We start from the raw sequence: 13,110 nt of genomic DNA, 5'->3' as shown, positions 1-13,110 counted from the left end.
GCCATGAAGGACGACACCGCGACCATCACGGGCCAGGCCCATCAGGACACCGCCCATGACAGCGCCGCCAAGCATGTCACCGGCCGTGCCGAATACACCGACGATCTGGTCGAGCCCACCGGCACGATCCACGCCTATCTGGGCCTGTCGTCCTGCGCCCATGGCCGCATCACGGGCATGGATTTCACCGACACGCTGGCGCAGCCGGGCGTGCTGGGCATCCTGACGGCGGCCGACCTGCCGGGCGTCAACGACGTGTCGCCCAACGGCAAGAACGACGACCCGATCTTTGCCGAAGGCGTGGTGCAGTTCTGGGGCCAGCCGGTCTTTGCGGTCATCGCCGAAACGCGCGACCAGGCGCGCCGCGCGGCGCACAAGGCGCGGATCGACTATGACGTGCTGCCCCACACGCTGGACCCGATCGCGGCGCGCGACGCGGGCATGGGCTATGTGACCGACCCCCTGACCCTCAAGCGCGGCGATGCGCCTGCGGCGATGGCCGCCGCGCCGCGCCGGATCGAGGGTCGCTTTGCCATCGGCGGGCAGGACCACTTCTATCTGGAGGGCCAGATCGCGATGGCCGTGCCGGGCGAGGATGACGAGGTCGTCCTGCACGTCTCGACCCAGCACCCGTCCGAGGTGCAGCACATGGTGGCCCACGTCCTGGGGGTGCCCAGCAACGCGGTTGTGGTGAACGTGCGGCGCATGGGCGGCGGTTTCGGCGGCAAGGAAACGCAGATGAACCTTTTCGCCTGTGTCGCGGCCGTCGCGGCCAAGCGCTGGAACCGGACGGTCAAGATCCGCCCCGACCGGGACGACGACATGATCGCCACGGGCAAGCGGCACGATTTCGTGGTGGATTACGCCGTGGGCTTTGACGATGACGGCCGCATCCGGTCGGTGGAGGGCGATTTCTATGCCCGTTGCGGATTTTCGGCGGACCTGTCGGGGCCGGTGACGGACCGGGCGCTGTTTCACGCCGACAACGCCTATTTCTATCCCGACGTGCGCATCAGCAGCCACCCGATGAAGACGAACACCGTCAGCAACACCGCCTTTCGCGGCTTCGGCGGCCCCCAGGGCGCCATCGTGGCCGAACGCATGGTCGAGGAGATCGCCTATGCCTTGGGCATGGACCCGCTGGAGGTGCGCAAGCGCAACCTGTACCAGAACGGCCAGCTGACGCCCTATCACCAGACGGTGCAGGACCAGATCCTGCCGCGCATCTTCGATGAGCTGGAGGCCAGCAGCGATTATCACGCCCGCAGGCAGGCGGTGCTGGACTGGAACGCCAAGGGTGGGGTGATCCGCAAGGGCATCGCGCTGACCCCGGTCAAGTTCGGCATCAGCTTCACCGCGACCTGGTTCAACCAGGCAGGGGCGCTGATCCATGTCTATTCCGACGGCTCGATCCATCTGAATCACGGCGGGACCGAGATGGGGCAGGGTCTGAACACCAAGGTGGCCCAGGTGGTCGCCGAGGCGTTCCAGTGCGACCTGAGCCGCATCAAGATCACCAAGACCACTACGGAAAAGGTGCCGAACACCTCGGCCACGGCGGCATCGTCGGGGACCGACCTGAACGGCATGGCGGCGCTGGATGCGGCGGAACAGATCAAGGCGCGCCTGGTAACCTTCGTGGCCGAGAAATGGCAGGTCGCCCCCGACCAGGTGGCCTTCGTGCCGGGTCACGTGCGGGCGGGCGATCAGATGATCCCCTTTGCCCAGGTGATCCGCGCGGCCTACATGGCGCGCATCCAGCTGTCGGCGGCAGGCTTCTACAAGACGCCCAAGATCCACTGGGACCGAACGACGGGGCAGGGGCGGCCGTTCTACTATTTCGCCTATGGCGCCGCGGTGGCCGAGGTGTCGGTGGACACGCTGACCGGCGAATACGTCATCGACCGCGCCGACGTCCTGCACGACGTGGGCCGCAGCCTGAACCCGGTGTTGGATCGCGGTCAGGTCGAGGGCGCGTTCGTCCAGGGTGCCGGCTGGCTGACGACCGAGGAATTGTGGTGGGATGCCAAGGGCCGTCTGCGCACCCATGCGCCGTCGACCTACAAGGTGCCTCTTGCCAGCGACAGCCCGCGCATCTTCAACGTCGCGCTGGCCGACTGGTCCGAGGCCAGCGAGCGGACCATCAAACGGTCCAAGGCCGTCGGAGAGCCGCCCTTCGTCCTGGGCATCAGCGTGTTCGAGGCGATCAACATGGCCGTGGCCTCGGTCGCCGACTATCGCACGCCCGCGCGTCTGGATGCGCCCGCCACGCCCGAACGCGTGCTGATGGCGGTCGAGCGGCTGCGCGGATGATCCGCGTCCGCGTCACCCGGGCCCTGGGCTCGACCCCGCGAGAGGCGGGGGCCGAGATGTTCGTGACCCCCGACCGGGTCACCGGCACCATCGGCGGTGGACAGCTGGAATACATGGCGATCGACCGCGCGCGGCAGATGCTGGCGCGGGACGAGGCCGATGCCACCATGGACGTGCCGTTGGGCCCCCAGATCGGCCAGTGCTGCGGCGGGCGGGTGGTGCTGACGCTGGACCGGCACGGCCCTGCGCCACAGGAATACGCCGACGCGCTGATCTTTGGCGCGGGCCATGTCGGGCGCGCCCTGGCCCGGGCGCTGGAACCGCTGCCGGTCAACGCCCTGCTAATCGACAGCCGGGCAGAGGAGCTGGCGCAGGCCAGCGGCCCGACCCTGCTGACCCCCTTGCCCGAGGCGCAGATCCGCGCAGCCCGGCCCGGCACGTCCGTGGTGATCGTGACCCACGATCACGCACTGGATTTCCTGCTGGCGGCCGAGGCGCTTGCCCGCACCGACCTGGCCTATGTCGGGATGATCGGCAGCGCCACCAAGCGGGCCCAGTTCGAACGCTTCGCCGCCTCGCGCGGGATCGACGCCGCCGGCCTGACCTGTCCCATCGGGGCGGGCTTCTCGCGCGACAAGCGCCCCGAAATCATCGCCGCCTTCACCGCCGCTGAACTGATGGCGCGCCTCACCTCTTCTTCTTTGAAAAAATACCCATGCACCAGCTGATCCGGGGCCGCGTCCTCGACTTTTATGCCGACCCCCACGACACGGCCGACAATCATCGCTTCTGGGAAGACGGGGCCATCCTGGTCGATGACGGGCGCATCGTCGCCGTCGGCGATCATGCCGAACTGACCCGCGACGGGTTGGAGGAGATCGACCATCGCCCACATCTGATCCTGGCGGGCTTCATCGACCCGCATATCCATTTTCCCCAGTTGCAGGTCATTGCCAGCTGGGGTGCGCAGCTGCTGGACTGGCTGAACACCTATACCTTCCCGGCCGAGGCGGAATTCGCCGACCCCGCGCATGCCACCCGCATGGCGGGGCTGTTCCTGGACCAGCTGACCGCGCACGGCACGACCACCGCCGTTGCCTTCTGCTCCAGCCACAAGGCCAGCGCCGAGGCGCTGTTCGCTGCCGCCCATGATCGCGACATGGCCATGATCGCGGGCAAGGTGATGATGGACCGCAATGCGCCGGCCGCCGTACTGGACACGCCACAGCAGGGCTATGACGACAGCGCCGCGCTGATCCAGGCGTGGCACGGCAAGGGCCGCCAGCGCTATGCGATTACGCCGCGCTTTGCGATCACCTCGACCCCCGAACAGATGGAAGCGGCCGGCGCACTGGCCCGCGCCCATCCCGACTGCCACGTCCAGACGCATCTGTCGGAAAACGTCGACGAAATCGAATACACCCTGTCGCTCTATCCCAAGGCGCGCGACTATCTGGACATCTACGAGGGCTACGGCCTGCTGTCCGACAAGCTGCTGCTGGGCCATTCGATCCATCTGGAACCCCGCGAAATCGCCCGGATGGCAGAGACCGGCAGCCATGCGGTGTTCTGCCCGACCTCGAACCTGTTCCTGGGGTCCGGGCTGTTCGACGCCGACGGGCTGCGCGCCGCGGGCATCGTCAGCGGCATCGCGACGGATGTGGGCGGCGGCACCAGCTGGTCGATGCTGCAGACCCTGGCCGAGGGCTACAAGATCCTGCAGATGCGCGGGCAGAAACTGCATCCGCTGGCGGCGTTCCACTGGGCCACGCGCGGCAACGCGCTGACCCTGGGCATGGAGGCCGAGATCGGCACCCTGGCCCCCGGCAGCGCCGCTGACCTGGTGGTCCTCGACGCCCGTGCCACCCCCGCCATGGCGTTGCGGATGGAAAAGGCCGAGACCCTGGCGCAGGAGCTGTTCATCCTGCAGATCATGGGCGACGACCGCGCGGTGGCCCAGACCTATGTCGCCGGTCGCCCGCAGAAGACGGGTTGATGCACCTCTGGCAGCCGGGCGACGTCCGGCTATGCCTGCACGCGTCGCGCCGGGGACAGGCGTGTTTCGGCCCCTAACGATGTGACCCAACGACAGATCGAACCTGCCACCCGATCCAGCTTGGCAGAATCGTGCCGTTCTGATTGAACGATGGGCAGGCGGCACGCATGGTGCCGGTCTTGCCGGGCTAGGGTTTGACGTGATCGCCTTCGTGGATGTCAGATGAACGCGGGCCGTTCTTCTCAATGCGACGCGTGCCTGCTAGAGGCGGCAGCGCCTGCAGGCCACGGCGCTGCCAAGAGAGTTGTCGACACATGAGCGATCACGTCACCCCCGACGGTCCGGCGCAACCTGCCGCCGCATCGGCGCACCTGTCCGATCTTCCCACCGCGGGGCAGCATGGTTCCAGCAACCTGGGCGGGCTGGTCCTGGGGGCGATCGGGGTCGTCTATGGCGACATCGGGACCTCTCCGATCTATGCGATGCGCGAATCGCTGCATGCCGCGTCGCGCGACGGGCTGTCGCCGGATGATGTGGTGGGGGTGATCTCGCTGCTGATCTGGACGCTGATCTCGATCGTCAGCTTCAAGTACGTGGCGCTGATCATGCGCGCCGACAACCGGGGCGAGGGCGGCACGCTGAGCCTGGTGACCCTGATCCAGCAGGCACTGGGCAAGCGGCCCGTCTGGCTGATGGTGCTGGGGATGATCGGCATATCGCTGTTTTTCGGGGACGCGATCATCACACCCGCCATGTCGGTCCTGTCCGCGGTCGAGGGGCTGACCATCGTGGCCCCCGCCTTCGGCCCCTACGTGGTGCCCGTCACGCTGGCCATCATCACCGGGCTGTTCATCGTCCAGCGGTGGGGCACGGGGGCGGTGTCGATCCTGTTCGGGCCGATCATGGTCACCTGGTTCGTCGTCATGGCGGTGATGGGGCTGTCCCATATCGGCGACGACTGGTCGATCCTGCGCGCGCTCAGCCCCGTGCATGCCGGGGCGTTCCTGGTCACGAACAAGCTGGCCTCGCTGATCGTCTTGGGATCGGTCTTCCTGGCCGTCACCGGAGGAGAGGCGCTTTATGCCGACATGGGCCATTTCGGGCGTCGCCCGATCCGCATGGCCTGGGTGCTGCTGGTCTGGCCCGCCCTGACGCTCAGCTATCTGGGGCAGGGGGCGATGATCCTGGCCCATCCCGACCGGGTGACGAATCCATTCTTTCTGATGGCGCCGCCCTGGGCGCTGCTGCCCCTGGTGATCCTGGCGACGATGGCCACGGTCATCGCCAGCCAGGCGGTCATCTCGGGCGCGTTTTCGATGATCAAGCAGGCGGTGCGCATGAACCTGCTGCCCCGGCTGGAGATCCTGCACACCTCCGAGACCCAGGAGGGGCAGATCTACCTGCCCAAGATCAACGCGATCCTGGCCATCGGCGTGGTCGTGCTGGTGGTGGTGTTCGGATCGTCCTCGGACCTGGCTGCGGCCTACGGCATCGCGGTGACGGGGGACATGGTCATCACCACCATCCTGGCCTCGGTCGTGTTCCTGCGGGTCTGGCGCTGGCCCCTGATGGTGGTCGCCGTGGTGGTCACGCCGCTGCTGGCGCTGGAACTGCTGTTCCTAGGATCGAACGCGATCAAGATCCCGAACGGGGGCTGGGTGCCGATCATGATGGCCGCCGTGATGATCGTGCTGATGTGGACCTGGATCCGCGGCACCCGTCACGTCCAGGCCCAGGCCCGGCGCAGCGCCACCCCCACGGCCGCGCTGATCGAGATGCTGGCCCGGTCTGACCGGCTGGTCGAGGTGCCCGGCACCGCCGTCTTCCTGACCGCGGAACCCGACATCGCGCCGGCCGCGCTGCTGCACAACCTCAAGCACAACCATGTCCTGCACGAGACGAACATCATCGTCTGCGTGACCATGGCGACGCGCCCCTATGTCGCCGACAACGATCGCCTGACGGTGACGCGCCTGTCCGACCGCTTCATCCGCATCGACATGTGTTTCGGCTACATGGAGGAGACGAACCTGCCCAAGGCGCTGACCCTGGCCCGCAAGGAAGGCGTGCGCTTCGACATCATGTCGACGTCCTTCTTCCTCAGCCGCCGCACGTTCCGCCCCGGCAAGACGCGCGAACTGCCCGCCTGGCAGGAGACGCTGTTCGTGTCCCTGTCCAAATCCGCTGCGAACGCCACTGACTTCTATCATCTGCCCAGCAGCCGCGTGATCGTCCTGGGTCAGCAACTGCTGATCTGACGCGGCGCCGGGTCTGGATCGCCCGGCATCGACATCGCGCGGAGGCTGGTGGATGGTGGGCCCCGGCAGGACGCGGATGGCGCGAGGAGATGACTGACATGATCGATTTCACCCTGGACCCCCGGTTGGAGGACATCCGCCGCCTTACCCGTGATTTCGTGGACACCCATATCCTGCCGGTCGAGGCCGACCGCGCCAACTGGGACGATCATGACAACATTGCCGACGCGCCCCTGCAGGCGCTGCGCGCGCGCGCGCGGGCGGCGGGGTTGTGGTGCCCGCAGGTGCCGCAGGCCCTGGGGGGCATGGGCCTGCCCGTCACCGGCCGCGCGGTGATGTACGAGGAGGCGAACCGCTCGATCTTCGGCCCTGCGGTCTTCAACTGCGCGGCCCCCGATGACGGGAACATGGATATCCTGGCCCGCGTGGGCACCCCCGATCAGCAGGCGCGCTGGCTGGCGCCGCTGGTCGCGGGTGAGGTGCGGTCCAGCTTCGTGATGACCGAACCCGCGCCGGGTGGCGGGTCCGACCCCGGCATGATCGGCACGACCGCCGTGCGGCATGGCGATGTCTGGCGCGTGACGGGCCGCAAGTGGTTCATCACCGGGGCCGAGGGGGCGGCACATTTCATCCTGATCGCGCGCACCGACCCCAACCCCGACGAACGCCGCCGCCATCTGACGGCGTTCCTGTTCCACCGCGACCAGCCCGGCTGGAAGATCCTGCGCCGCATCGCCATCATGGGCCCCGAGGAGCATGGCGGCCATTGCGAGCTGGAATTCGACGGGCTTGAGATCCCCGACGAGAACCGCCTGATGGGCGTGGGCGACGGGCTGAAGGTCACGCAGATCCGGCTTGGCACCGCGCGGCTGACCCATTGCATGCGCTGGCTGGGCCTGGCCAAGCGCGCCGTGGCCGAGGCGCAGGCCTATGTCGACGCGCGCGAGGGCTTCGGCATCCGGCTGGCCGACCGGGAATCGGTGCGGCTGATGCTGGGCGGCGTGGCGCTGAACATTCAGATCGGGCGGCTGCTGACGATGAATGCGGCCTGGGCGCTGGACCAGGGCAGCCATGCCCGCAAGGAGGTGTCGATGGCCAAGCTGCATGTCGCCGACACGCTGCATCAGGCCGCCGACGTGGCCATCCAGCTGAACGGCGCGCGGGGATACAGCCGCGACACGGTGCTGGAATGGATCTATCGCTATGCCCGGCAGGCGCGGCTGGTCGACGGCGCCTCCGAGGTGCACCGGATGGTGCTGGCCGATGCCTACGCGCGCGAAGGGGACGACTTCTGGGGCTGGGGCGCATGAGCCTGACGGATAACGCCGCACTTGACGCCTGGCTGGCGATGACGCTGGACCTGCCCGGCGCGCGGGTCACCGCCGCGGACAAGCTGTCTGGCGGCGCGATCCAGGAGAACTGGGCGGTGACGGTCACGGCGGACGGGATGTTGCGCCGCCTGGTGATCCGGCGCGACGCCCCCGCGACCATCGCCGCCAGCCGGTCTCGGGCAGAGGAATATGCGATCATCGCCGCGGCCCACCGCGCGGGTGTGCGCGTGCCCGAACCCCTAGGCTTCTGCGATGACGCCTCGGTCATCGGCGCGCCCTTCGCGGCGATGGCCTGGGTGGGCGGCACCGGCTATGGCCCCAAGGTCGTGCGCGACGCCAGCCTGGGCGGCGACCGCGAGGCCCTGGGTCGCGACCTGGGTCGCCAGCTGGCGCTGATCCACAGGATCGATCCCGACCCGGCGCTGGCAAGGGTCCTGGGGCCGCGCCCCGCCGATCCGGCCCTGCAGGCGGTGGCGGGGCTGCGCGGCTGGCTGGATGCGCGGCCCGCGCCGCGACCGGGCCTGGAATGGGCGCTGCGTTGGGCCGAACGCCACGCGCCGGCGCCCGACAGGGTGACCCTGACACATCAGGATTTCCGCACCGGCAATTTCCTGGTCGATGCCGATGGGCTGACGGCCGTTCTGGATTGGGAATTCGCCGCCTGGTCGGACCCGGCCTGCGATCTGGGGTGGTTCTGCGCGGAATGCTGGCGGTTTTCGCGCCCCGATCTGGAGGGTGGCGGCATCGCCAGCCGTGCGGCCGTCCTGTCGGGCTATGCCGCCGCCGGGGGCACGGTCCCCGACCCCGACCGTGTGCGGTGGTGGGAGGTCATGGCCCATATCCGGTGGGCCGTGATCGCCCTCCAGCAGGGCGACCGCCACGACAGCGGGGCCGAACGCTCGCTGCACCTGGCGCTGACGGGGCGCATCGCCGACACGCTGGAATACCGCCTGCTGCAGATGACCGCGCCGGAGGCCGCATGAGCGACGCACTGGACCTGATCGCAGAGGCCGAGACGACCCTGCGCCGGGACATCGCCCCTGGCGGGCCGGATGCACGATACCACGCACTGCTGGCTGCCAATGCCCTTGCCATGGTGCAGCGAGAGCTGGCCCGCCCGTCGCAGGACGTGGCCGCCGACGTGGCCGCGATCCGGGCGGGTGCGCATGACCATGACGCCGACCTGCATGCCCGCCTGCTGGCCGCCGCCCGGCTGCGCGCCTGGATCACCGACCCCACCACCGCGGAGGAGCGCGCATGAGCATGGATCGTTTCCGCCTGGACGGGCGCGTGGCGTTGGTGACCGGGGCATCGGGCGCGCTTGGCGCGGAATTCGCGCGCGTCCTGGCCGATGCCGGCGCGCGGGTGGTCCTGGCCGCGCGGCGGGTGGAGGCCATGCAGGTGCTGGCGCGGCAGCTGACCGATGTGCATGTCGTCGCGTTGGACGTGACCGATCCGGACAGCGTGCGTCGCGCCTTAGACGGGGCCGAGGCCTGGGCCGGCACCCCGGTCGACCTGCTGGTGAACAACAGCGGCATTGCCATTCCCGGTGCGTCGCTGGAACAGTCCGACCAGGACTGGGCGCGGGTGATGGGCGTCAATCTGGACGGGGCACGGCGGATGTCGGTGGCGGTGGCCGCAAGGCTGGTCGAGGCGGGGCGGCCCGGGGCCATCGTCAATGTCGCCTCGATCCTGGGGCTGCGGCAGGGCGCGGGGGTCTCCGCCTATGCCACGTCCAAGGCCGCACTGATCCAGCTGACCAAACAGCACGCCCTGGAATGGGCGCGCCACGGCATCCGCGTGAACGCATTGGCCCCCGGCTATGTCGAGACCGACATCAACCGCGATTTCTTTGCCACCGACCATGGCCAGGCCCAGATCCGCCGCATTCCGCAGCGGCGGTTGGGGCAGGCCGGCGATCTGGCCGGGCCGCTGCTGCTGCTTGCCTCTGACGCGGGGGCGTTCATGACCGGATCGGTCCTGGTGGCCGATGGCGGCCACCTGCTGTCGCCGCTTTAGGGGATCATGAGAGCCCCACGGCTATCTGCGCAAAGGGCGCGGGATGGGCTAGCGGCCAGTCGGGGGCACAAAGCCCGCCTCGGCCTCGATCCGTTCGGCGACCAGGTGCTGCAACGTCCAGATGTAATCGTCCTCGATGCCCCATTCGGCGAGTCCGCGCGCGGTGCGCAGCAGATATTCGGCGCCCGAGCCCGCAGCGCCTGCAGCGGTCGCCAGCAGCCGCGCCTGCTCCTCGACCGGAAGGCGCGCCACGGGGGCGTCGACCGGATCGGCATAGAAGGTCAGCGCGGATTCGACCCCGCGATCGGTGCGCACCTGGATCCAGCAGGCATTCGCGGCCAGCTCGTGCGCGACCAGTTCGCGGCGCAGGATGGCGCGCATGGATTCGACCTCGGTCCCTTCGGCGATGTCCAGCACCAGCCCCTCGCAGGTTCCGCCCGATGCCAGCGCCAGCATCAGGCCGGGCCGTTCCGGCGTTCCGCGGAAATGGTCCAGCGTCAGCGAAAAATCGCGGTGCCAGCCGATCGCCGTGGCGCGGCGGCGATCCTGAACCGCAAAGCCCGGATTCCAGATCAGCGACCCATAGGCGAAGATCGGTATCGGGCCCGTCCGCCCCTGCGTCAGCCGCAGGGCCAGCGCGTCCAGGTCGCCATCCTCCAGCATCCGCCAGGCGGGGTTGTAAAGCAGCCCCTCGGCGGGGGCGACGCTGGCGACGTGGTGATCGCTCAGCGACAGGGTGCGGGCCTTGGGCATCATCCCTCCGGTGTGGCGTGTCGGGCGCAGGTTTTGACCGTCATCCGCCGGGCGTCAACCGCCAAACCTGTCCGCGTCACGACGTCGCGCGCAAATCGGGCGGTTTCGCGGGCCGCCTGCCTGCACGGGCTTCACCCTGCGCGCGATGGCGGCTAGAACGGGGGCAAGGGGCATTCCGGTTGCCCAGACACGCAAATAACCCAAAGGCGCATCCCATGGCCGACGATCTGCTGAACAGCTTTACCTCCGGCCCCGACGAACAAGGGCGCTTTGGCATCTATGGCGGCCGCTTCGTGTCCGAGACGCTGATGCCGCTGATCCTGGACCTGGAGGCGGAATACGAACGCGCCAAGACCGACCCGTCCTTCTGGGCGCAGATGGACGACCTGTGGACGCATTACGTCGGCCGGCCCAGCCCGCTCTATTTCGCGGAACGCATGACCCAGCACCTGGGCGGCGCCAAGATCTACATGAAGCGCGACGAGCTGAACCACACCGGCGCGCACAAGATCAACAACGTGCTGGGCCAGATTCTGCTGGCGATCCGCATGGGCAAGACGCGCATCATCGCGGAAACCGGCGCGGGCCAGCACGGGGTCGCGACGGCCACCGTCTGCGCGCGGTTCGGCTTGAAATGCGTGGTCTACATGGGCGCGCATGACGTGGAACGCCAGTCGCCCAACGTCTTCCGCATGCGCCTGCTGGGGGCCGAGGTGATCCCGGTCACGTCGGGGCGCGGCACGCTAAAGGACGCGATGAACGACGCGCTGCGCGATTGGGTGACCAACGTGCGCGACACGTTCTATTGCATCGGCACGGTCGCGGGGCCGCATCCCTATCCGGCGATGGTGCGCGATTTCCAGTCGATCATCGGCAAGGAGGTGCGTGAGCAGATCATGCCGCGCGAGGGGCGTTTCCCCGACACGATCATCGCGGCCATCGGCGGCGGGTCGAACGCGATGGGCCTGTTCTATCCGTTCCTGAATGACAAGGACGTGCGCATCATCGGCGTCGAGGCCGGAGGCAAGGGCGTGGACGACCGGATGGAGCATTGCGCCAGCCTGTCGGGCGGCCGCGCGGGCGTCCTGCACGGGAATCGCACCTATCTGCTGCAGGACGATGACGGCCAGATCCTGGAGGGTCATTCGATCAGCGCGGGCCTGGACTATCCGGGGATCGGGCCGGAACATGCCTGGCTGAAGGACATCGGCCGCGCCGAATATGTCAGCATCACGGACGACGAGGCGCTTGGCGCGTTCCAGCTGTGCTGCGCGCTGGAAGGCATCATTCCCGCGCTGGAGCCCAGCCATGCGCTGGCGCATGTCATCAAGATCGCGCCGGACCTGCCCGCCGACCACATCATCGTGATGAACATGTGCGGGCGCGGCGACAAGGACATCTTCACCGTTGCCAAGCATCTGGGCCAGGACCTGAAGACCTGATCAGCGCGTCAGCAGCAGGATGTTCAGGTCCGATTCCAGCATCGGCAGGGGCATCAGGATGCGCGCCTGCGTCGGGCTGACGACCTCGACCATGCCGACCTCGGGGACGCGCTGCGGCGTGGCCGCGGGGTCGATGCTGTCGGGCAGGTCGGCATAGGGCAGGGCGGTATCGCCGGCGATGTAGCCTGTGCCCAGATAGGCCTGTGCCCCGTCCAGATCGCCGATCATGCCCTGCATCCGCTGTGACCCGGTCAGTTTCACGAACCCGCCGTCGGTGTCGATGCGACAGCGGAACGGCTGATAGACAACCAGAGGCAACCCGCCGCCCAGCTTCAGCATCCGGCACGACCAGTCGCCGGGCAGCAGGGCCGCGGCCTGATCGGCGGGCAGAGGGCGGCCTGCCAGACCCTGCATCAGCACGGCCAGATCGTCCGGGGTTCCCTGCGCAAGGGCGCCCCTCAGCGTGCGTCCGGCCACCGTATCGACGTATTCCAGCCGGATGCGGTCTTCGGCGCGGATGATGGGTGCAAGGTCGGGGCCGAAGGCCGCGGCGGGTGTCGCGGCCAGTGCCGCGATCAGGATCGCCGTCCTAGTCCGCATCGGTCCCGGCATGGCGCTTCAACAACTCCAGCGGCACGATCTCCAGCGCGCGTTTGTGCGTGGATTCCAGCACCACGGTCGGCGCGGCGAATTCCTGTGCCGCCTGCAGAAAGCGGCTGGCGCACAGGCACCAGCGCTGGCCGGTCTTCAGCCCCGCAAAGCCGTATTCCGGCCGCGGGGTCGTCAGGTCATTGCCCAGATAGCGCGACATCGCCAGGAATTCGTCGGTCAGGATCACGCAGACCGTGTGGCTGCCCCGGTCCTCGGGCCCGGTGTCGCAGCAGCCGTTGCGAAAGAATCCGGTCATCGGCTTGGTCGAACAGGGCTGCAAGACGCCGCCCAGCACATTGATCGAAGCGTCCATGGGGTCTCCTTTGCGCCCAGCCTAGGCCCAGCCG

General features: G+C 68.3%; 12 protein-coding genes. 9 read left to right on the top strand and 3 right to left on the bottom strand.

The features are described 5' to 3' along the window. Nucleotides 1-3: 3 nt before the first annotated feature. From xdhB to LZ686_RS01685, 8 genes are all read left to right on the top strand, one after another. Complete coding sequence (gene xdhB, locus LZ686_RS01720) at nt 4-2,313, top strand: xanthine dehydrogenase molybdopterin binding subunit (protein WP_349546807.1); 2,310 nt, start codon at nt 4-6, stop codon at nt 2,311-2,313. Continuing rightward, nucleotides 2,310-3,041, top strand: a complete 732-nt coding sequence (gene xdhC / locus LZ686_RS01715; protein WP_349546806.1) for a xanthine dehydrogenase accessory protein XdhC — start codon at nt 2,310-2,312, stop codon at nt 3,039-3,041. Before xdhB ends, xdhC begins: the two co-directional genes overlap by 4 nt. Continuing rightward, the gene (guaD, locus tag LZ686_RS01710) at nt 3,029-4,309 is read left to right on the top strand and encodes a guanine deaminase (protein ID WP_349546805.1); all 1,281 of its coding nucleotides are present in this window, start codon (nt 3,029-3,031) and stop codon (nt 4,307-4,309) included. Before xdhC ends, guaD begins: the two co-directional genes overlap by 13 nt. A 314-nt stretch (nt 4,310-4,623) precedes the next feature. After that, nucleotides 4,624-6,567: a potassium transporter Kup gene (locus LZ686_RS01705; protein WP_349546804.1), complete on the top strand. Its 1,944-nt coding sequence runs from the start codon at nt 4,624-4,626 to the stop codon at nt 6,565-6,567. A gap of 98 nt (nt 6,568-6,665) precedes the next feature. Next, nucleotides 6,666-7,877, top strand: coding sequence for an acyl-CoA dehydrogenase family protein (locus LZ686_RS01700; protein ID WP_349546803.1), 1,212 nt, complete (start codon nt 6,666-6,668; stop codon nt 7,875-7,877). Then, entirely contained in the window at nt 7,874-8,881 is a 1,008-nt protein-coding gene (locus LZ686_RS01695) for a phosphotransferase family protein (RefSeq protein WP_349546802.1), read from the top strand. Before LZ686_RS01700 ends, LZ686_RS01695 begins: the two co-directional genes overlap by 4 nt. Continuing rightward, complete coding sequence (locus tag LZ686_RS01690; RefSeq protein WP_349546801.1) at nt 8,878-9,159, top strand: DUF6285 domain-containing protein; 282 nt, start codon at nt 8,878-8,880, stop codon at nt 9,157-9,159. Before LZ686_RS01695 ends, LZ686_RS01690 begins: the two co-directional genes overlap by 4 nt. After that, nucleotides 9,156-9,917 (top strand): SDR family NAD(P)-dependent oxidoreductase, encoded by a 762-nt coding sequence (locus LZ686_RS01685; RefSeq protein ID WP_349546800.1) that lies wholly within the window; start codon nt 9,156-9,158, stop codon nt 9,915-9,917. Before LZ686_RS01690 ends, LZ686_RS01685 begins: the two co-directional genes overlap by 4 nt. 48 nt (nt 9,918-9,965) lie before the next feature. Here the strand turns inward: LZ686_RS01685 and LZ686_RS01680 are convergent, their stop codons facing one another. After that, entirely contained in the window at nt 9,966-10,670 is a 705-nt protein-coding gene (locus tag LZ686_RS01680; RefSeq protein ID WP_052715079.1) for a gamma-glutamylcyclotransferase, read from the bottom strand. Between the two features lie 215 nt (nt 10,671-10,885). On the opposite strand from LZ686_RS01680, the gene trpB reads away from it, so the two are divergent. After that, the gene (gene trpB, locus LZ686_RS01675) at nt 10,886-12,112 is read left to right on the top strand and encodes a tryptophan synthase subunit beta (protein WP_127898664.1); all 1,227 of its coding nucleotides are present in this window, start codon (nt 10,886-10,888) and stop codon (nt 12,110-12,112) included. Here trpB and LZ686_RS01670 read toward each other — a convergent pair whose 3' ends face one another. Next, entirely contained in the window at nt 12,113-12,712 is a 600-nt protein-coding gene (locus tag LZ686_RS01670) for a DUF4893 domain-containing protein (protein WP_295166036.1), read from the bottom strand. Then, nucleotides 12,702-13,076 carry a DUF2237 family protein gene (locus LZ686_RS01665; RefSeq protein WP_349546799.1) on the bottom strand — a complete coding sequence of 125 codons (375 nt, stop codon included), beginning with the start codon at nt 13,074-13,076 and terminating at the stop codon, nt 12,702-12,704. The genes LZ686_RS01670 and LZ686_RS01665 overlap by 11 nt, the downstream gene beginning before the upstream one ends. Between the last annotated feature and the right edge of the window lie 34 nt (nt 13,077-13,110).

Source organism: Paracoccus sp. NFXS7 (genome assembly GCF_040148865.1).
Classification (GTDB): domain Bacteria; phylum Pseudomonadota; class Alphaproteobacteria; order Rhodobacterales; family Rhodobacteraceae; genus Paracoccus; species Paracoccus marcusii.
Note: the sequence above shows the minus strand (reverse complement) of the source record. Positions and strands in the feature narration are given on the sequence as shown.

Bases quoted from the DNA above. Each gene is read 5' to 3' on its own strand.
- xdhB (WP_349546807.1), top strand. From the start codon at position 4: ATGAAGGACGACACCGCGACCATCACGGGCCAGGCCCATCAGGACACC.
- xdhC (WP_349546806.1), top strand. From the start codon at position 2,310: ATGATCCGCGTCCGCGTCACCCGGGCCCTGGGCTCGACCCCGCGAGAG.
- guaD (WP_349546805.1), top strand. From the start codon at position 3,029: ATGCACCAGCTGATCCGGGGCCGCGTCCTCGACTTTTATGCCGACCCC.
- LZ686_RS01705 (WP_349546804.1), top strand. From the start codon at position 4,624: ATGAGCGATCACGTCACCCCCGACGGTCCGGCGCAACCTGCCGCCGCA.
- LZ686_RS01700 (WP_349546803.1), top strand. From the start codon at position 6,666: ATGATCGATTTCACCCTGGACCCCCGGTTGGAGGACATCCGCCGCCTT.
- LZ686_RS01695 (WP_349546802.1), top strand. From the start codon at position 7,874: ATGAGCCTGACGGATAACGCCGCACTTGACGCCTGGCTGGCGATGACG.
- LZ686_RS01690 (WP_349546801.1), top strand. From the start codon at position 8,878: ATGAGCGACGCACTGGACCTGATCGCAGAGGCCGAGACGACCCTGCGC.
- LZ686_RS01685 (WP_349546800.1), top strand. From the start codon at position 9,156: ATGAGCATGGATCGTTTCCGCCTGGACGGGCGCGTGGCGTTGGTGACC.
- LZ686_RS01680 (WP_052715079.1), bottom strand. From the start codon at position 10,670: ATGCCCAAGGCCCGCACCCTGTCGCTGAGCGATCACCACGTCGCCAGC.
- trpB (WP_127898664.1), top strand. From the start codon at position 10,886: ATGGCCGACGATCTGCTGAACAGCTTTACCTCCGGCCCCGACGAACAA.
- LZ686_RS01670 (WP_295166036.1), bottom strand. From the start codon at position 12,712: ATGCGGACTAGGACGGCGATCCTGATCGCGGCACTGGCCGCGACACCC.
- LZ686_RS01665 (WP_349546799.1), bottom strand. From the start codon at position 13,076: ATGGACGCTTCGATCAATGTGCTGGGCGGCGTCTTGCAGCCCTGTTCG.